The 18,767-nt window shown below is 34.2% G+C and carries 16 protein-coding genes; 8 read left to right on the forward strand and 8 right to left on the reverse strand.

The features are described from left to right. Positions 1-9: 9 nt before the first annotated feature. Entirely contained in the window at positions 10-468 is a 459-nt protein-coding gene (locus ACYT6F_RS01675; protein ID WP_472599599.1) for a hypothetical protein, read from the reverse strand. A gap of 502 nt (positions 469-970) precedes the next feature. On the opposite strand from ACYT6F_RS01675, the gene ACYT6F_RS01680 reads away from it, so the two are divergent. The 4 genes from ACYT6F_RS01680 to ACYT6F_RS01695 all read left to right on the forward strand — a co-directional run bounded on the left by ACYT6F_RS01680 (position 971) and on the right by ACYT6F_RS01695 (position 3,835). Beyond that, complete coding sequence (locus ACYT6F_RS01680) at positions 971-1,702, forward strand: DUF6261 family protein (protein ID WP_472599600.1); 732 nt, start codon at positions 971-973, stop codon at positions 1,700-1,702. 47 nt (positions 1,703-1,749) lie between these two features. After that, on the forward strand, positions 1,750-2,148 hold the full coding sequence (locus tag ACYT6F_RS01685) for a putative signal transducing protein (protein ID WP_169229364.1): 399 nt from the start codon (positions 1,750-1,752) through the stop codon (positions 2,146-2,148). Positions 2,149-2,733: 585 nt separating this feature from the next. Continuing rightward, positions 2,734-3,339 (forward strand): fumarylacetoacetate hydrolase family protein, encoded by a 606-nt coding sequence (locus ACYT6F_RS01690; protein WP_472599601.1) that lies wholly within the window; start codon positions 2,734-2,736, stop codon positions 3,337-3,339. A gap of 58 nt (positions 3,340-3,397) precedes the next feature. Then, positions 3,398-3,835 carry a universal stress protein gene (locus tag ACYT6F_RS01695; protein ID WP_472599602.1) on the forward strand — a complete coding sequence of 146 codons (438 nt, stop codon included), beginning with the start codon at positions 3,398-3,400 and terminating at the stop codon, positions 3,833-3,835. A 79-nt stretch (positions 3,836-3,914) separates the two neighbouring features. Here the strand turns inward: ACYT6F_RS01695 and ACYT6F_RS01700 are convergent, their stop codons facing one another. Further along, positions 3,915-4,148 (reverse strand): DUF6341 family protein, encoded by a 234-nt coding sequence (locus ACYT6F_RS01700; RefSeq protein WP_472599603.1) that lies wholly within the window; start codon positions 4,146-4,148, stop codon positions 3,915-3,917. A 42-nt stretch (positions 4,149-4,190) separates the two neighbouring features. Between ACYT6F_RS01700 and ACYT6F_RS01705 the strand changes: the two genes are divergently transcribed. The 4 genes from ACYT6F_RS01705 (at position 4,191) to ACYT6F_RS01720 (ending at position 9,355) form a co-directional block, all read left to right on the forward strand. Next, positions 4,191-5,096 carry a DUF6427 family protein gene (locus tag ACYT6F_RS01705; RefSeq protein ID WP_472599604.1) on the forward strand — a complete coding sequence of 302 codons (906 nt, stop codon included), beginning with the start codon at positions 4,191-4,193 and terminating at the stop codon, positions 5,094-5,096. A 6-nt stretch (positions 5,097-5,102) separates the two neighbouring features. Then, a complete protein-coding gene (locus ACYT6F_RS01710; protein ID WP_472599605.1) occupies positions 5,103-5,687 on the forward strand; it encodes a DUF3109 family protein in 585 nt (194 codons plus the stop codon). A 261-nt stretch (positions 5,688-5,948) separates the two neighbouring features. Continuing rightward, on the forward strand, positions 5,949-8,237 hold the full coding sequence (locus tag ACYT6F_RS01715) for a GmrSD restriction endonuclease domain-containing protein (RefSeq protein WP_472599606.1): 2,289 nt from the start codon (positions 5,949-5,951) through the stop codon (positions 8,235-8,237). Then, on the forward strand, positions 8,234-9,355 hold the full coding sequence (locus tag ACYT6F_RS01720) for a PIN domain-containing protein (protein WP_472599607.1): 1,122 nt from the start codon (positions 8,234-8,236) through the stop codon (positions 9,353-9,355). The genes ACYT6F_RS01715 and ACYT6F_RS01720 overlap by 4 nt, the downstream gene beginning before the upstream one ends. Before the next feature lie 97 nt (positions 9,356-9,452). Here ACYT6F_RS01720 and ACYT6F_RS01725 read toward each other — a convergent pair whose 3' ends face one another. The 6 genes from ACYT6F_RS01725 to ACYT6F_RS01750 all read right to left on the reverse strand — a co-directional run bounded on the left by ACYT6F_RS01725 (position 9,453) and on the right by ACYT6F_RS01750 (position 18,614). Then, the gene (locus ACYT6F_RS01725) at positions 9,453-12,314 is read right to left on the reverse strand and encodes a M16 family metallopeptidase (protein WP_472599608.1); all 2,862 of its coding nucleotides are present in this window, start codon (positions 12,312-12,314) and stop codon (positions 9,453-9,455) included. Between the two features lie 309 nt (positions 12,315-12,623). Beyond that, positions 12,624-13,307, reverse strand: a complete 684-nt coding sequence (locus ACYT6F_RS01730) for a hypothetical protein (RefSeq protein ID WP_472599609.1) — start codon at positions 13,305-13,307, stop codon at positions 12,624-12,626. 111 nt (positions 13,308-13,418) lie between these two features. After that, positions 13,419-14,753 carry a trigger factor gene (locus tag ACYT6F_RS01735; protein ID WP_472599610.1) on the reverse strand — a complete coding sequence of 445 codons (1,335 nt, stop codon included), beginning with the start codon at positions 14,751-14,753 and terminating at the stop codon, positions 13,419-13,421. Between the two features lie 249 nt (positions 14,754-15,002). Continuing rightward, positions 15,003-15,599 carry a hypothetical protein gene (locus ACYT6F_RS01740; protein WP_472599611.1) on the reverse strand — a complete coding sequence of 199 codons (597 nt, stop codon included), beginning with the start codon at positions 15,597-15,599 and terminating at the stop codon, positions 15,003-15,005. A 46-nt stretch (positions 15,600-15,645) separates the two neighbouring features. Then, on the reverse strand, positions 15,646-18,030 hold the full coding sequence (locus tag ACYT6F_RS01745) for a TonB-dependent receptor (protein WP_472599612.1): 2,385 nt from the start codon (positions 18,028-18,030) through the stop codon (positions 15,646-15,648). Between the two features lie 227 nt (positions 18,031-18,257). Further along, on the reverse strand, positions 18,258-18,614 hold the full coding sequence (locus tag ACYT6F_RS01750) for a hypothetical protein (protein WP_472599613.1): 357 nt from the start codon (positions 18,612-18,614) through the stop codon (positions 18,258-18,260). Positions 18,615-18,767 lie beyond the last annotated feature (153 nt).

Consider the following 18,767-nt stretch of genomic DNA (forward strand, 5'->3'; position numbering starts at 1 on the left):
AATGTGCTTCTAATTTTTTGTTACTGTTCTGGTATAAACGCTACCGTCTGAGAGATAGAATTTGAGATAATATACCCCATAAGGATAACTTTCCATGCGGAAAATATAGGAGGTATTATTAAGTGTTCTAACATCTACAAAACTCAGAATCTTAAAGCTATTATAAGGCAGAAGTTCTATTTTCGTGATATAGTCATTCACCTCCTTATCCCATAATACAGTTAAATCTGTTTTTACAGGGACAGGAGCTGCACGTACACTATTCGCGACTTTTTGAGCAATAGTTTTGGGCTGAGATGCCTGCGGTTGTGTTTTAGAAAATAAATCTGAATTAGAATTTTTGCAGCCGTCACATATTCCCCGGAATGCCTGATTGCCTGCCTCATCATATTCAAAAATTACGCTTTGTGCGTACAAGCTGCTTCCAAAGAAAAGGAAAAATACAGCAGTAGAAATACTTTTTCTCATGTTTGATAATTTGAGTTTAAAATTTATTGTAAAGGATAAATTTCATCCTGGATATTAGCAATATTTGTGTGCGCCAAATTTGCAAATAATTTCTAAAATATGTTGTATCCTTTCGCTATAATTTTATCACACATTGGTTGATATTTATTATTTTAGCAAAAAAATAGGTGATGAAATATATTTTGAGTAACAGCAGAAACTTATAGAATAGATAAAATGCTGTTTTTAAGGCTGAATCTCTCAATTAAAAACCGGATACCTCAGCGGGACAGAAAGAACAATTCAGCAAATTGCTTCATTGTTCACGACAACAAAACGGAGCTTTCATCAATTATTCGTTACATACGTTCTTGTAAGCTGATGCTTACATTAATGTACAAAAAGATGTATTATAACCGGATTGAGCCTTTTGTAAATTTGTCACAAATTTCAAGACAATGCTAACATCAATTAAAATATTAAAGAACAGATCGATATTTTAAAACAACTATATTATAAAAACATGGAAAAAGTAAAAAAAATTTATCTCGAAAAACTGAACAACAAAGATTTTTATCAACTAATAGAAAATGTGATTGCCATTTCTGATACCGAACCCCTATTATCTACAATTTCAGCGGCACTAAAAGCAGACATCCCGCAGATGAAGCTTTCATTTAAAAAAGAAAGCCTTACCGAAGAAACACAGCAGGTGGTAGCATTGGATAAAAAACGAGACAGAGCCTTTATAAGACTGAAATCTTTTTTGGAAAGCGAAACATATAACGATGAAGAGTCCACTAAAGCCGATGCTGCGATTTCATTACTTACCATTATAGAAAATTTTGGAGGAAGTAAAATTCCAAAATTCAACCTTAATGGAGAAACGGCCGTTCTTACTAACCTTATTTCTGCGCTGAATGCAAAAACAAACGAAATTACAATACTTAATTTATCTTCCAAAATTGTATATTTAAAAAATAGCAATGAGAGTTTTCAAGCTTTCTATAAAGATCGTGGTGATGCTGCAAAGGAATTGGCAGATATAAACCCTTTCTACAGACTGCGTAAACCTGTAACAGCGAAATACCGAAGATTTATTTCGGCAATAGAAAATATGCCGGAAATTTTACCATCTTCCTCTCCAGCTATCACAAGTATTATTACGAGATTAAATGTAGAATTGGATAAGTTTGATGCACTAATTTCCAAAGCAAAAAACGATAGTGAAAATCCCGCATCCGGACTCAGTTAATGTTGAAAAAACAATAAAATAAATTCAGTTATCAAGCAGATTTTAAAATGAGCGAACTGGTAAAATTCAAATTCTACGAAACGGCACTTCAGGCCAACAGAGATAAGCAGATTCTGGCGGAAAGCGGTATCAACAGCTTTATTGCGAATGAGCAGCTGATCCAGTCGGACTGGCTTTTGGCGCAGGCTGTAGGCGGCATTCAGCTGCAGGTTTTTGAGGAAGATCTTGAAAAAGCACAGCAGGCTTTGGAAGAGTATAAAGAAAATGAGCAGTTTTCTCTGGAAGTGGAACATACGATTTCAGATCCAGAATTTGATTTTGTCTGTCCGAAATGCGGTTCCAACCATATTTATAGGGACGACAGCGCAACAAGTTTCTTTGGAATCTCTATTTTAACGAGCCATAAATTTGTCTGTTATTATTGCGGAAACGAGTTTACTCATTAGCATATCATAGAGAAAATATATATAGTTTTAATATTTTAACGCAAAGCTGCAAAGGATTTTTGAATTTATTGTGGATATCTTTTGTTCGAAAGGTACTTCGGCAGGCTCATCATAAACTATAATACCCAGCAAATGAGCAGTGGACTAGTTGTTACTGAAACAAGATTATATCACAACAAAGAGTTACCATTCCCCTCCTTTGGAGGGGTGGCGAAAATTCGAAGAATTTTTGACGGGGTGGTTAAAATGATCGGTAAGTGATCAATAATGACTGATAAAAGTGAAGATGCTGAGTTTGTCTCACAATGAATTTCCTGAAGGGTTACCATTCATAACTTCCCCACGGAAATTGAACCATTCACCTCTCATAGCCCCGATTGCAACGGCATCTTTTTGGTTGCGGGCGGAGCAAAGCGGAGCCCGTAACCAAAAAGATATAGTGAAAAGCGGGAAAAAGCTCTTAAAAAAGAAAGGAAGTTGGAGGATGGAGGATGAAGTTTACTATCATTGAAATAAAATTTATTAAATAATGTGAGATGAAACTGCTTCGTCGCAGTAGCTTCTCGCAATGCTAAATAAAAAATTATGAAAATAATCTGTATAGGAAGAAACTACAGCGAACACGCAAAGGAACTGGGAAATGAAATCCCGGAAAGACCTGTTATCTTTATGAAACCCGACACTGCAGTTTTGAAAGGTAATGATTTTTATATTCCGGAATTTTCTGATGATGTTCATCATGAGCTGGAAGTCGTGGTAAAAATTTCAAAAGGAGGAAAATACATACAGAAAGAAACGGCCCACAAACATTATGATGAAATTGGCCTGGGAATAGATTTTACCGCCAGAGACCTCCAGAGTGAACTGAAATCCAAAGGTTTACCGTGGGAACTGGCTAAAGGTTTTGATGGCTCTGCAGTAGTAGGAAATTTCTTTAAAAAGGAAGACTTCAATCTAAGTGCTTTGAATTTTTCGTTATTAAAGAACAAAGAAAAGGTTCAGGACGGAAATACGAAAGATATGATGTTTACGATTGATGACATTATCGCTTTTGTTTCGCAGTATTTTACATTAAGGGTTGGTGATCTTATTTTCACAGGTACTCCTAAAGGCGTAGGCAAGATCAACGAACACGACATTCTTGAAGCGTATCTGGAAGATCAAAAAGTGCTTGATATCCGAATATTGTAAATAATTTAGCACCACATTTGCCATATTTTTCTTAACTTTAGTAGACAAAATAAAGGTTATGGTAAATATTGTATTACCCGTAGATTTTGGGGACAAAACAGAACAGCTTGTAGAAGGCGCCGTGAAATTTGCAACGCAGATCAACGGCAAAATTTTTCTCATCCACGTAGCACCGTCAGACATTGGTTTTGCGATTGGTGATATGGGATTTCAGTATTTCCCGGAAGTTGAGGAAAATGAGATCAGAGAAGAGCTGGTGCAGCTTAATAAAATCCAGCAGCGAATTCTTGCGCACAATATAGATTGCGAACATATCCTGAAGCAGGGAATCGCCAAAGATATTATCCTTGAGCATGCTCAGGATAAAAATGCAGACTTTATCGTCATGGGATCACACGGAAGAAGCGGAATTTATGACGTTTTCGTGGGAAGCCTAACGAAAGGGATCACCAAAGATTCAAAAATCCCTGTACTGGTATTGCCTGTTCATGAATAAGTCATAAAATTTTAATCGTTAGTCATAAAAAAGCCGATCAAACAGAATTTGATCGGCTTTTTACTATATAACCAATTAATTAACCTTCTTTTTTATAGATGTTCGGATCATAGTAAGGAAACTTACCTTCCGTTGGAGAATAGTAGTCTTTGTCTTTATTGTTACCAAGAGTAGACACCAAAACATAGCACCAGTAGGTAAACAATGCGCAGCAAACAATAAATAAAACCCAGTTTAACACGTTTCCGAATGCATCAAAAAAACCAAACGACCATTTGAAAACTTTGCTTAAGAATAGAAAGAAAGACGTCATTATTTTCCTTTTTTAAATTAACTTTGTACAAATTTATAAAAAATGTTTAAATTACTTTCAAAAGAAAGCAATATTTTTTCAATCCCGGTTTATATTGGGTTTCTTCTTTTAATCGTAATAACTTTTAATTTACTGAATTTCAACACATATGAAGCTATTGTTGCCATAATTACTTTTTTGGGTATTGCATTGGGGTATTTTTGTTTTCACAGCATTGCTCTGAATTATCAGACGCACCTGCCTCTATTCTTATATACATTTTTTATTTTTGGTTTATATCCCGGTAAGCTTGATATAGGACTTGCGGTTGCATTGCTTACGAATTCTTTTCTGCTGTTGCTGCTTACCAGCACTAATGAAGATCTCAGAAAAAAATCGTATGTTCTGGTAGGCTCCATAGTAGCACTGAATTTTATTTTTCTTCCCACGACCTGGCCTATGGCTGTTTTTGTAATGATTCACGTTATTGCCACGTCCGAAAGAATAGGCCTGAATATTTTCAGGTTTCTGCTGGGAATTATATTGATTGTTCTGAGTTATTTTTCAGTAATGTTTTTTGTGAATTATACTTCCTGGAATACAGATTATTTCCCCTTCGGAAAAATGAAGCTGGTAACAGACTATGAAGGGCTGCTGCCATTAATCCCCATCGTACTGATGCTGATTTATGCAGTGTACGACCATTTCAGGAATTACAATAAGAAAAGCCCTGTCAGCAGGTACAAATATACTTTTTTGCTGGTTTTCTCTGTTGCCCAGCTGATCACCATTATTCTGTACATGAATAAAGCCTATGAATACCTGCTGCTGCTTGCCTTTCCGGCCACGATTATTATCAGCAGAATGCTGAGATTTCTTCCGAAATACTGGATGCAGGAGGTAAGTCTGTGGTTAGTTATATTCAGTTTAATCGGTTTTAAAGCCGGAACTTATTTTGATTTATTTTAAAAGATTATGATTCAGATTGACGATAAATTGATTTCCGAGGAGATTTTCTCCGAAGAGTTTGTTTGCAACCTTACAAAATGTAAAGGTGCGTGTTGTGTAGAAGGAGATGTAGGAGCTCCGTTAGATAAAGATGAGCTGGAGATTTTAGATAATATCTTTGATAAAATAAAACCTTATCTTACTCCGGAAGGTATAAAAGCACTGGAAGAGCAGGGCACATGGACCACGGATCCTATGGACGGCATGTATGTAACTCCAATGGTGGAAGACCGCGAATGTGCTTATGTAACATTCGATGAAAAAGGCATTACCAAATGTGGTATTGAAAAAGCTTATGAAGACGGCGCCGTAGATTGGCAAAAACCTATTTCCTGCCACCTATACCCGATTCGTATCACGGAATATTCTTCTTTCACAGCTTTAAATTATCATGAATGGAGTGTCTGCAATGATGCATGTACTCTGGGAAGAGAACTTCAGGTTCCTGTGTATAAATTCCTGAAGACACCTCTCATTAGAAAATATGGTGAAGATTTTTATGAGGTATTGAGCGGAGCTGCTGAAGAGTGGAAGAAAGAGTATGGCTCGTGATGGAAGTTTGAGAGTGTAAGGTTTAAGTGTATTGTGTAATTTATATTTAAAACAATATACTGATTTACAACTTAATACAATTCGACTATATTATTTTTCTAATAATCTGTATCGATTTTTAAGATTAGTCACATAGTAGTAATTGAAATATTATAATTACAGAAGATCAAGTGCTTGGATTGATTATTATATGCTTATGTCTATAAAATATAAATTCTATTTTTAAAATACTTTTTCATATTTTTGGTAAAACTACAAAATATGGATATTCAAAATCTTTTCAAGAAAATTAAAGTGGAGCCTAAAGTTATGGGAATCGAAACCATGTTTAGCAATCAAAGAAGACTTGAAAAGACAAATTATAAGCCATCTTATCAAAGAAACTATGTGTGGGATAATGAAAAAGCAACTTATTTCATTGAGAGTATAATATTGGGTACAGAAATTCCGCCTTTAATCTTTTTTAAAACACAAGATTATATTGAAGTAATTGATGGAAGACAGAGGTACGAAACAATTTATAATTTTGTTAAAGTTGATAGTAAACAAAAATTAACACAAACTGGTTTATATATTTTCGATGACCTTAAAAATAAAAAATTTCAAGATTTGGCTCCTGAAATAAGAAATACATTTTGGGAAACAAAGCTTAGGCTAATTGAGTTTAGTTTTATTGATGAAAGCAATAGTGAACTGCAAGAAGTTGTAAAAAGAGAAATTTTTAAGCGATATAATACAGGCATTACGCCATTAAAATCTACAGAAATTGATAAAGCTAAATTCCTTGAGAATGAATTAAATTCATATTTTAAAAAAAATATTGAATCAAATAGAAAGCTTCAAGATATTATAAGAGATGTTTTTTATTTTGATAATTCAAGTATTGAAGTTATTCTTAAAGAAATCAGAAAGCTTTTAGTATTGAATTTTATACCTATAAATTATTATTCTAATAAAAAAGACAAAGTTTTAAATAAATTTTATGAATATCACTATGAAGAAAATGATGTAGATAGTGAAAGTATTTTTAGTGATTTTACTAATAAATTAAATTATTTAGAACAGATAAAAAATATATTAAAGAAAAATGAAGTTGCAAGTAATAGACTTATTTTTGAATGCTTGTATTGGGCTATTACCATTGCACAAAGAGAATCTCCAGATGTAAATTATACGAAAGATTTATCAAAGAAAGAAAATTTAGATAGATTAGCCGATTTTATTAGAATAAATATTGAAGATTTTAAAACAGAAAGACATTCTTTTGCATCTGAAATACTTACTAGATATAGCACTATAGCAACTTTTTTTACAGATCTATATGGAATAGATTATACAGACTATCTTAAAAATAATAATAAATTCAAGGAAGAAAATAGGAATATAGATATTAATAGAGTAAAAACGAATACCAACACACTTGAAAAGTTTGAGTCTTTAAGATTAAATAAGCCTGATGCAACTTCAATTACAATTGAAGATGTAATGCAGCAAATGAAAAGCAATAGATTTTTAATCAGACCCCCGTATCAAAGAGAAGAAGTCATTAATCAAGCAAAATCTTCTGCTATTATAGAGAGTATTTTATTAGGTATAAAATTACCTCCTATATTTATATTTAAAAGAAATGACGGTGTCTCAGAAGTTATAGATGGACAACAAAGGCTCTTGTCTATTTTGGGGTTTATTGGAAAGAAATATACAAATGAAAAGGGCAAACTAGTAGAATCAAAAAAGAATTCATTCGCACTTAATCTTAAAAATGGTATTTTAAAAGAATACGATAGGAAAAGATTTATTGACCTTCCAAAACATCAACAAGATAAAATTTTAGATTTTGATTTATGGATAATTGAAATTAAGCAAAAGGATAATAAATTTTTTGAACCTATAGATTTATTTCTAAGATTAAATTCAAAACCGTTTCCTATTAAAGAAAATACATTTGAAATGTGGAATTCTTATATTGATAGAAGAATAATTGATAAAATAAAAGAAGTATCTCATCATAATGATAGTTGGTTTTATTTACGAAAAAACAATAAAAGGATGGATAATGAAGGCTTAATAGCAAGCTTTTGTTATTTATATTTAAAATATGATGAATCAAAAAAAACATATAAAGATATTTCTTCTTTTTTAGAAATTTTCTTGTCGGGTGATAAGATTCAAGCTAGAATTAATCCTAAAAGTAATATTACAAATCTTCTGGAAAAACATGATAGTACAGAAAAGCTTATAGACCAAATCAATTTATTTGAAAATGTATTTTTAGAAACTCTAAAAAAAATTTTAGATGTAGATAAAAAAGAATTAAGTGAGGAGTTAGATAAATTAATTTCGTCCGAAAATATTAGAACATTTAATAAATTCTATCTGTTATGGCTACTTATTGTTAATTGTAAAACTGAAAGTTTGATTGCAAATACTTCTGAAACTAAAAAAGATATAAATACGATTATTAACGAGGTGAATAGTTTGGGTTCATTGACTGTGTTTGAAGAGAAAGTGAAAATGTTTTGGGATAAATATAATACTGTTACAAAATGATAGAAAAATTTGGGCATTATTTGCCTCTCAATGAAAAAGAATTTAATGAGCTCTTTAAAAATGCTTATTTTGTATTAGATACAAATGTTCTGATAAATTTTTATAGGTATTCACAAAACACCACAAATCAATTTTTTGATATTTTAGAAAAAATAAAGCATAGAATTTATTTACCTTATCAAATAGCAAATGAGTTTTTTACTAATAGATTAAATGAAATTAGTGTTCAGAAGAACTCATATAAAGAAATGGTAGAGAAGATTACAATTATTAAGCAGGATTTTGAAAATAAGAATAGAAATCCCTTTTTAAGTGCTGAAAACCTTGCTTTATTTGACACTATTATTAAAGAATTAAAAGATAAAGAGAATGAATATGAAAATTTGAAAAAAGAAGATAAAATATTATCTAAGATTAATTCAATATTCAAAAATGTTGGTGAGGAGTTTTATGAATATGACAAAATTATAGCTGAGGGTAAGAAGCGTTATAAAGATAAAATTCCGCCAGGATATAAAGATGATGATAAACCGATTGAAATACAAAAATATGGGGATTATATAATTTGGATTGACTTAATAAAAAAGTCAAAAAAAGAAAATAAACCATGTATTTTTATTACTGATGATAATAAAGAGGATTGGTGGCTTTTAGATAAAAGTAAAAACATAATATCTCCTAGACCTGAATTAAGAAAGGAATTTCTAAAGGATGCAGGTCAAATTTATTATTCTTACCTGCCTTTTAATTTTTTAAATACAATTCAAAAATATATTGATGTAAAAGTTGAAAAATCAGTAATTGACGAGGTAAAGAATAAATCTTTAAAGAAAGAACAAAATTCTACTATATTTATAGATAAATATATTTTTGCAGAACATGATTCTAACTTTATGCAGTTTGCTCAAAAAATTACGGATGTGGGATATAATGTTGATATAAACTTTATACATAGAGCGAGTAACGGTTATTTCTATAAAATAACTGCTATGCTTCCAGAAATATTTGATATAGAAAGAAGATATTTGGATTATTTTAAAATATTTGCAGAACAATATTCAATAAAGATTTTAAACATTGAGGAGATCGAAAATTTAATGAATATAAAGTTGTATTGATGAAAACAACGTCCGCATTTTAGAATGAGAAGTGTTTTGAAGTTGTTACAATATATACAAATATTAAAAATCCCCCTCTATAAGGAGGGGATTAATTTTATTGCGCCGCTCCGGTTTTCATTACGGTCGTTTCTGGTTTTGCTTCCTCTTTTTTAGCATTTTCCCAGCCGTCTTCCGGCATTAAGGTAGCCACAACTCTTCCTTTTGTAAGATACTTTTTACCTGCATCCTGAAGATCTTTTATTGTCAGCGCTTTTACTTTTTCCTCATAGTTCAGGATTTCGTATTTATCGCTTCCATCCATCTGGTTTTTGGTAAGAGCATTCATCCAGTACATATTGTCTTTAAGGCTGGTCTTATAATCGTTGTATTCTCCTTCCTTATACTTGTCGAGATCTTTCTGTTCCGGTCCTTTATCAATAAGCTTCTGCAGCTCTGCCATTGCGCTTTTAGTAAGCTTTTCCGCATTTTCAGGACCGCAAGGGAAGCTGATGCTGAAACTGTAATTGTTGAAAGGCACTTTATACATTCCGCCTCTTGCTCCTCCACCATAGATTCCGCTTTCGTCTTCACGCAGTTTTTCAATTACTTTAATGGTTGCCACTTCTCCCAATGCTTCCAAAGCCAATGCGTCTTTTTCATTATAAGGTGCTTCACCCGCATAAGAGATGGTTACCATACTTTTAGGATCTTTACCTTTTTTATAAGTTCTGGTAAAATCTCCTGTCATCTGTCTGTATCCTGTATCCTTAAAGTTGGTAGATTTCCCAGTCGACGGAAGACTTGCAATATACTGAAGCACTTCATTTTTAAATTTAGCCTCATCAATATTTCCTACGAAATAGAAATGGAAGTTTCCGGCATTGCTGAATTTCTCTTTATAGATATCATATGCTTTTTTGTAATCCGTATTCGCCCATTCTTTTTCCAGAGGAACAATCCCGATAAATCTCGGATTTTTCTGATTCATGAATTTCGCATGCTCACTGGAGAAATAAAACTGCGGATTCGACAATAGATTGTCAAGCATTGCAGACTGCTTCGTTTTGTAGGCATTAAATGCATCAGGATTGTAATTCAGTCCTGTGAAATAAGCATACATAAGCTCCATTGCCGTGCCCAGGTCTTTTTGGGTAGTACGCCCGGACATTCCTTCGAATAAAGAACTTACCATAGGATTTACACTCACCTGTTTACCAGCAAGATAGTTGGTAAGATCTGACTTGGAAAAACCGTTTACACCGGCCTCCGAAAGCGCAGGAAAAGCAAACTGTGTCTTATTGTAATCCGTATCATTGATTAATGAACTTCCGCCCATACTTCTCGCAGAGAAAACAATTTCATCATCTTTAAAATCTGTTTTTTTGAACGTTACCTTAGCGCCATTGCTTAATGTCCAGGTTGTTGTTCCCAGTTTTGCATCGGTTTCCGTTTTTGCAATTTTACCTTCTGATTTGAATGGCTTTACCAGATTTTTAATGGTTTCTTTTTCCTCATAAGGTTTAAGATCTGCCATTTTCACGCTCTCAAACATATTTAAAACCATGGCTTGTGACGGCATCGGCACATTATCTTTTTTAGGACCGGTAATTACCACTACCCTGCTGTCATCCTTTACAAACTTTTTAATTACTTCATTGGTCTGAGCCAGCGTTACGGATGGCAGGAATTTCTTTGTATCTTCATATTCCCATGCAATTCCCGGGATCGGTTCTTTTTCCAGAAAGTTTCTTACATATTCATCAACCAGCCTGTCGCTTTCGGTTTTGTCGCGGTTATTATATGATCTTTCAAGATTTGATAAAATCTGCGCTTTTGCCCGGTCTAATTCAGTTTGTGTAAATCCGAATCTTTTTGCTCTCTCCGTTTCTTCAAGAAGAACTTTCAGGGCGTTAAGCTGACCGCCATCTTTTACCATTGCAAATCCCTGAAATCCTTCCTTGCTTCTAGCGTAGGTGCCACCATGATAAACAGACCCGTAAGTGAAAGGAGGATTTGTAGAGTTTACAAGCTCTCTTAGCCTGTTATTCAGCATTGTAGAGGTAAGATTTTCAATAATACTCTGATTGTACTGTTCTACCGTAACATCAGGCTGATAAGCTTCGGAATCCTTCATAATAAACTGAACCATTGAGCTTGTAGCATCAGGATCCGTTTCAATCGCTACCAACGTTTCCTTATGATTCGGCAGATCGAATGTTTTTCTTTCTCTTGGCTTCGCAGGATTTTTGTATTTGCTGAAATTGTCTTTGATTTTCTTTTCAACTTCGTCTACATTGATGTCTCCTACTACTACAATAGCCATAAGATCCGGTCTGTACCAGTCTGTATGGAATTGTCTGATCACTTCCGGCTTGAAGTTTTCCAGCACCTCTTTTTTACCTATCGGAAGGCGGTTCGCATATTGGGAATTGTACAGCAATTTAGGAAGGTACTTATCGGCCATTCTTTTGTCGGCTCCAAGACCTAATCTTAATTCTTCCAGAACAACACCTCTTTCTTTATTGATCTGTTCATCGGAAAGTGTTGCATTAAAAGCCCAGTCTTCCATTACCTTCAGACCCGCATCCAGGTTTCCGGGTTTATCAAGAGGCACGGGGAGCATATACACCGTTTCGTCAAAACTTGTATAGGCATTAAGGTGCTGACCGAATTTCACCCCGATGGACTGCAGGAAATCAACCAGTTTGTTATCAGGGAAGTTCTTTGTTCCGTTAAAGTTCATGTGCTCCATGAAGTGAGCCAGACCTCTCTGATTGTCGTCTTCAAGAATAGATCCGGCATTGATGGCCAACCTGAAATCTACTTTCTTTTCGGGAAGCGTATTTTTTTTGATGTAGTACTTCATTCCGTTTGAAAGAGTACCGATTCTTACAGCAGGATCTGTAGGAATATTCTGTGCGAATGCATTTGCAGAGATCAGAAATACTACTGCAAATGAAGATAGCATTTTCTTCATATGTTTGATTATTAATTTTTATGGTTCAAAAATATCATTTATTCACATAACGAGGAAATAATAAAAATATTATTTAAAGTTAAATACCGTTAAATACCGTTAATTTTTCAGGATTGCTGTGGAATATTTCCGGAAATGGAAGAGAAAGTTTGTTTTCGTTAATTTTTTTATCATTTGTATGTGTGTTATTTTGGCAAAAATATTAATTCAAACGGAAAGTATAAAAGATGTTTAGTTAAACTTTCGTTAAATATGAATTCAATAAAAAAACCGGGACTAGCCCGGTTTAATTATCTTAAATCCAAATAATTATTTGAAATCTGCATCAGAAACACCAGAATTAAGTGTAACTTTAGTAGTCTTAATCACCACTTTCTGTCCGTTTCCTTCTGCTTCAATTTCCTGTGGAAATTTTAAACTATCTACAGTCATATAGCTTTTTACAAGAGCCGTCCCTTCTGCTGCGGAAGACTTGTACAGCAAACCTGTAGAGGCATCGAAGTAAAATTTACCCTTCTCTGAGGTTAATACATTATAATCTTTTCCATCAATTTTTTCAACGGTAACTGTTGAGAAGGTTGCAGGATCATACGTCAGTGCGTCGATAACTTTGCTTTTCTTTAAATCTGCAATTTTATCAGCCGGGATATCCATTTTCTGGCCTCCCTGCTCAAAATATCCTTTTTCACCATCAAAGAACTGAACCATTTTCTGCCCCATCACAGATTGCTCTGACTTGAATTTGTTGCCCATCTTTTTGGTAGTCATCATAATATCCATTCCCTGAACGGTAAGGGTATTTTCGATAAGTGTTGTTTTGATGCCTTCAAGTTTATCTTTTCCTCCTAAAGCTTTTAGGTAATTATCAATAACCTCTTTGGGTGTTAATTTAGATTTTACAGCTTCCGTTTTAGCGGGAGCGGTTGATGTCTGTGCAGCTACCGGGACAGCATAAAGCACAGCACAAAAAAACGGAATGATGATCTTTTTCATATATAAATTTTAGACTGTAAATATATGAATATTGAATGATAGTTTTTGATGATATTATCATAAAAAAAACCACCAAAATTGGTGGTTTTAACATATTTATAATAAAATAAATTATTTTTTAAGCTCTTCTAAAAACTCATCGTGAGAGATTGCTGTTTCTTTTTTAGTTGCTTTTTCAAGAATGATATCTTTCAGTTTTGTCATAGCAACTTCAGAAGAGATCTGTCTTACCTGTTCCTGATCTTTCAGCATTTCAACAGCATATTTCTGGATTTCTTCGTCTCCTAAGTGGTGGATTCCGTAGATAGCCAACTGGTTTCTTACCAACTGCTCTGCCTGGGCCAAAACATCAGCATAATCTAACTGGATTTCGTTATCAGTCATTAATTTACCTTCAATGATCTGGTATTTCAACTGGTTTTTCTCAGATTCCAGAATTTGCTTAGCCTGCTCTTCAGACTGGATGTTCTGATTAGAGAATATTAACCATTTAACAAGGAATTCTTCAGGAAGCTTTACTTCTTCTTTTTCAGAAACCTGCTCCAATACTTTATTTACAAAGTGAACGTCTGCATTTTGCTGGAAGTACTCATCCAATTCAGATTTCACTTTTTCTTTTAATTCTTCTTCAGATTTAATATTTCCTTCACCATATACTTTGTCGAAAAGTTCCTGGTTAAGTTCAGCAAGGTTTAAAGAATAGAAATCTTTTACTTTTACTTCCACTTCATTGTGGTGCATGTGCTCAACTTCTTCTTTAGAGAATCCTAATTCTTTAGCCAAATCTTCATTTTCTGCAAGTGTTTCTTTAGACACTTTTACAGATCCGTCCATTTTCAGACCTTTTACCAGTTTGAAAGCTTCTTTGTTTTCAGCAGTAATGGTTGCATTTTTAGGATGGTGGTGGTGCTCACCTTCCGCGTCTTCTTCCACAACCTGAGAAATTTCTAAAGCGATGTAAGAATCTTTGGTAATTTTATCTTGAGGAACCTGCTCAGCGAAACGCTTCTGCATGTTTTCAATGCTCTTGTTGATTTCTTTTTCAGAAGCTTCCACTTTATAGTGAGGCGCTTCGTACTTAGAAAGGTCTATGGTAAATTCAGGCTCGAAACCTACTTCAAAAGCCACTTCCAACTGATCAGCATTGTAATCGAATTCGTTTACAGGCTGAGGAACAGGCTGACCCACTAATCTTAATTTGTTTTCGTTTACGTAGTTGTTCAAAGCATCAGAAACCTGTTTGTTGATTTCTTCAAATGCAATACCGGCTTCGTATTGTCTTCTAACCATACTTAAAGGCACTTTTCCTTTTCTGAAACCAGGAACTTGCGCATTTTTAGCATAATTAATTAATTGCTTTTCAACTCTTTCTTTATAGTCAGATTTTTCCAATGTCACTGTAAGCAATGCACTTACATCATCATGGTTTTGTGCGGTAACCTTCATTATTGATTAAAATTTTAGGTTGCAAAAATAGGAAAATTTTATGAAAATCACTCATTTAAAATGAACATAAAAGCTAAATAATGTTAAATATAAATTTCTGCCTCGGAGAGCCCGGAGGATGGAAGTTCAGTAAAATTTCAAATTTTAGGATAGGTTCAATTTATATTATTGAAGTTTTATCTTAAATACAAAACCACCGGAAAATTCCGATGGTTCTGATAACAAGATTAAGGATATTAAAAGATTATTTTAATTCGTAATAGTATAGTTCGCCTGAGCATCGGTTTCACCGCCAACCTGTGTTCCAAAAATCACTCCGTTTCCGCTCGCCTGAGCATCTTCCGTTACGCTTGCAGGCTCATGGTATAATGTAAAGATCAGCTGGCTAGTAGCGGAAGGATTTTTAATGGCCTTATTAACAACCCACTGTGTTTTCAGTCCTACACGCTTTCCGTCTGCTCTTGTAGAAGAAGCATCATCAATACGTGTCAAAGCGATGTCTGAATTTGGGAAATTGAAAATTAAAAAGTGTTCGTCTTTCGCATCTTTAATTTCCTGAGTCGCATCTTCATTTCCGTTTTTAAACTCTGCAATCACCTCATAGGTTTTTCCATCCTCCAATTTTATAGACGGAGCTCCTCCGGCTCCCATACTGTAATTATATGCTATTGCAGGAGCTGTACTTCCGGGTGAGATATCTCTTACTTTCAAAATAATATTGGTAAGATCCTCCTGCGGAAGGTCATCTTCTGCCGCCGATCCGTCTCTCTGACAAGAAACAATAGTAATAGCAATAAATAAAACAGCTAATAACTTGATGATATTTTTAGTATTTAATAATTTCATTTTTCTAAATTTTAAAGTTGTTGATTTGTTTGATTGTTTTGAATCTTTAGAACCTGTATCTAAAGTTGAGAATAAAGTTTCTTCCTGCCTCATCGGAGAAAAATCTCATCCTGTTCAGATAATCTCTGTACGAAACATTGAAAAGATTATTCACGATAAGTCCTCCAGAAAGATTTTTGCTGATATTAATGCCGGCCTGGATATTCCATAAAGAATAACCGTTGGGCGGTGTGCTCAGATCCACCGTTTTTTCAACCTCATCTCCATCAATATAGATAGGAATGGTTGCATTGTACACCGGGAATCTGTTTTGTTTTAAAAATGTATGATTTTCTACGGTAAAATAGAAATGATTCCAGCTTTCTTTGGTGAATTGCAGAGCATTGGAAAAATTCGGAGGCATCATTAAGATCAAAGGGACATTGTGGGTATCGTCCTGTCCGTAAACATAGCTTCCTCTTCCTACATAGGTTAGTTGGTCGGTAAGTTTAAAGCTCACATCCAGATCTACCCCGTACATTTTGGCATTGATTTGCTGATAAGACCATACCGGAAATACCCCTCTGATGGTATTCTGCACTCCTGTTGGAACCTGATTGATGAAATTTTTAGTGACAAACAGGTAAGGATTCACAGAAACATTCAATCCTTTCAGCACATTGAACCTTGAATCAATGGTCAGATTAAACTGATGTCCCTGTTCATTTTTCAGTCCCATGTCTCCGATTTCGATTACTGAGGCCGAGTGATGCAGTCCGTCTGAAAACAATTCGGCAATATTCGGGGTCCTTCCTACTTTTGCGTAATTGAATTTCAGATCAATGGTTGAATTCGAACGATATTCCAGTCCTGCATTGAAAGAAACATTGTTGTAATTCAGCTGAGGACGTGTCAAAATCCTGTTTTGATCTGTTTTCACATAAAACTCCGGATAAGCATCAGCGTATCTTTTTTCCCAGTCGCTTTTATCATACCATTTCGTGACATCATACCGCGTAAAATCATATCTTGCGCCCGCCTCTACATTAAAGTTACCGGAAATTTTATATTTAAAAATGGAATACACTCCCGCAGCATATTTATCATAATTCGGAATCAGACGACGTGCTTTTGTAGCCGGATCCGAATAATTGTTCTGAAAGCTTGCATCAATACCGGTTTCCAAAGAAAATTTCCCTCTTTCCAGTAAATCATTAAGATTGAACTGATGGGTCATAAGCTCCAGATCCAGGGAAGGCGTATCTTTAAGGTCTCCCCTTCTGATATCGTATTCCTGTCTGTGGTTATACTGATAACTGTAGGTTGCGGAAACTTTCCCGATATTTTCAAATCTTTTGAAAGCAGAAACTTTAGCAATATGATGCTCAATCAGCTGTCTCGGATTATCAATATCGTAACTGAAATTACCTGTATATACAGGAATCTTTGATGTTGTGGCATTATAGAAATCTTCATTGTTTCCAACGTGAGAACCTCTGTAAATTCCTATATTCTGGTTGGTAAGATAATAATCGAATGAAATTCCTTTTTCATACGTATTATGCTGAACGGTAAAATTGAATGAAGAAAAATCCATTCCCGTATTCATAAGATTATAATCCGGAGCATTCTGATCGCCCAGTTTTTTGATGCTTCCGCCGGTTTTTACCGCCCATCCGTTTTTCCAGATTTTAGCAACATCAGCTTCCAGCGCCATTCCGCGTCCGTTTGAAATTCCCGTGAGACCTACCGATCCTTTAATGGTATCTTTTTTAGGAAAAACTTCAGGTTCCATTACCACGACTCCGCCAACGGCATCACTTCCGTACTTTAATGCAGAAGCGCCTTTGATTACGTCGATATGCTGAAAATTATTAATATCAACGTTTGGTGCGTGCTCTACTCCCCATTCCTGTTCTGCAAGTTTCACCCCATTGTTTAAAATGGAGACCCTGCTTCCGTAAAGCCCGTGAATAATGGGTTTTGAAATATTATTTCCTGTCTTCAAAGCGCTGACACCTGAAATTTTCGACAGCAAATTTCCTAAATTTTCTGAGGAATTTCTTTCAATTTCGGATTTATCAAGCGTTTTAACGACCAGAGACCCATTGCTTTTATGGCTTCCGTGAATAGTCACGGTTTCGATATCCTGAATATGATGTTCCAGGGTAATCGTCAAATGTAAATCCTGTGTAACTCCTACATTTTCAGTATAATCATTACAATCAGGATGTTTAGCAATGAGTATGTATTTTCCCGCAGGGATTTTACTGAAAGAAAACTTACCGTTTTTATCGGTTTTAGCAGAGAACTCTCCAATTTTCACTACTGCATTTTCCAGTGCTGTTTTGTCATGAAAATCCTGAACAGTTCCTTCTACCGCATAAGTCTGCTGTGCGCTGATTAATGCAAACCCACAAAGGATCAGCATTAAACTATATATCAATTTCATTGTTAAATAGATTGATTATGTACTTTTTTTGAAGTACTTTTTTCGAAAAAGTTTGTTGATTGTATTTTTTGAAATGCATCTAATTGAATTTAACAGAACTAACTATTAATCAATGCATTAACTTAATATTCCTAACAATTTATTATCTCTTAATGACTATATTTTCACCAGGAAATATTTAAATTCTAAAAATTTAAGTTAAAAAAAATACGAAAAGAATCTATGAATTATGAAATTGCGGGCGGACCGCGAAGCTGAAACGTGAATTTGGTCTGAGACCATATTTTCTCCTGAACTGCAATAATTTGCTTTACTTCATGCGTATAATTTTCAAAAGAAAAACCAAATTCTTCAGGAACTAAAGTATGTCCAGTAGCTAAGAAATGACAAGCGAGACAGTCTGCTGCTTTTTCCTTCGCTATATTTTTGGTAATGGTATTTTCTGATTTTTTAAAGCTGAAGCTTTTAAAAACATCTTCAGAACTGTGACTGTGAAAATTTTGAGAAAACAGCGCAAGAAAATAGATCCCAAACAATAGTTTGGAAATAAAATTTCTCAGATTTCTGCTTTCTTTAAAAATCATGTGTCAAAATTATAAAAATAAATTAAAAACTCAGATTAAAGTTTTCTTAAAATATTTTTTGATAGATAAGTGATGGAAATGAAGTTTTGTTACAACTGTTATTCAAACCTTATAGGTTTTAAAAACCTATAAGGTTTATCTTAGTACAACCTT

The organism is Chryseobacterium sp. NG-CE01 (genome assembly GCF_055695505.1).

Coding starts and splice junctions, on each gene's coding strand:
- ACYT6F_RS01675 (WP_472599599.1), bottom strand. CDS start 468: ATGAGAAAAAGTATTTCTACTGCTGTATTTTTCCTTTTCTTTGGAAGC.
- ACYT6F_RS01680 (WP_472599600.1), top strand. CDS start 971: ATGGAAAAAGTAAAAAAAATTTATCTCGAAAAACTGAACAACAAAGAT.
- ACYT6F_RS01685 (WP_169229364.1), top strand. CDS start 1,750: ATGAGCGAACTGGTAAAATTCAAATTCTACGAAACGGCACTTCAGGCC.
- ACYT6F_RS01690 (WP_472599601.1), top strand. CDS start 2,734: ATGAAAATAATCTGTATAGGAAGAAACTACAGCGAACACGCAAAGGAA.
- ACYT6F_RS01695 (WP_472599602.1), top strand. CDS start 3,398: ATGGTAAATATTGTATTACCCGTAGATTTTGGGGACAAAACAGAACAG.
- ACYT6F_RS01700 (WP_472599603.1), bottom strand. CDS start 4,148: ATGACGTCTTTCTTTCTATTCTTAAGCAAAGTTTTCAAATGGTCGTTT.
- ACYT6F_RS01705 (WP_472599604.1), top strand. CDS start 4,191: ATGTTTAAATTACTTTCAAAAGAAAGCAATATTTTTTCAATCCCGGTT.
- ACYT6F_RS01710 (WP_472599605.1), top strand. CDS start 5,103: ATGATTCAGATTGACGATAAATTGATTTCCGAGGAGATTTTCTCCGAA.
- ACYT6F_RS01715 (WP_472599606.1), top strand. CDS start 5,949: ATGGATATTCAAAATCTTTTCAAGAAAATTAAAGTGGAGCCTAAAGTT.
- ACYT6F_RS01720 (WP_472599607.1), top strand. CDS start 8,234: ATGATAGAAAAATTTGGGCATTATTTGCCTCTCAATGAAAAAGAATTT.
- ACYT6F_RS01725 (WP_472599608.1), bottom strand. CDS start 12,314: ATGAAGAAAATGCTATCTTCATTTGCAGTAGTATTTCTGATCTCTGCA.
- ACYT6F_RS01730 (WP_472599609.1), bottom strand. CDS start 13,307: ATGAAAAAGATCATCATTCCGTTTTTTTGTGCTGTGCTTTATGCTGTC.
- ACYT6F_RS01735 (WP_472599610.1), bottom strand. CDS start 14,753: ATGAAGGTTACCGCACAAAACCATGATGATGTAAGTGCATTGCTTACA.
- ACYT6F_RS01740 (WP_472599611.1), bottom strand. CDS start 15,599: ATGAAATTATTAAATACTAAAAATATCATCAAGTTATTAGCTGTTTTA.
- ACYT6F_RS01745 (WP_472599612.1), bottom strand. CDS start 18,030: ATGAAATTGATATATAGTTTAATGCTGATCCTTTGTGGGTTTGCATTA.
- ACYT6F_RS01750 (WP_472599613.1), bottom strand. CDS start 18,614: ATGATTTTTAAAGAAAGCAGAAATCTGAGAAATTTTATTTCCAAACTA.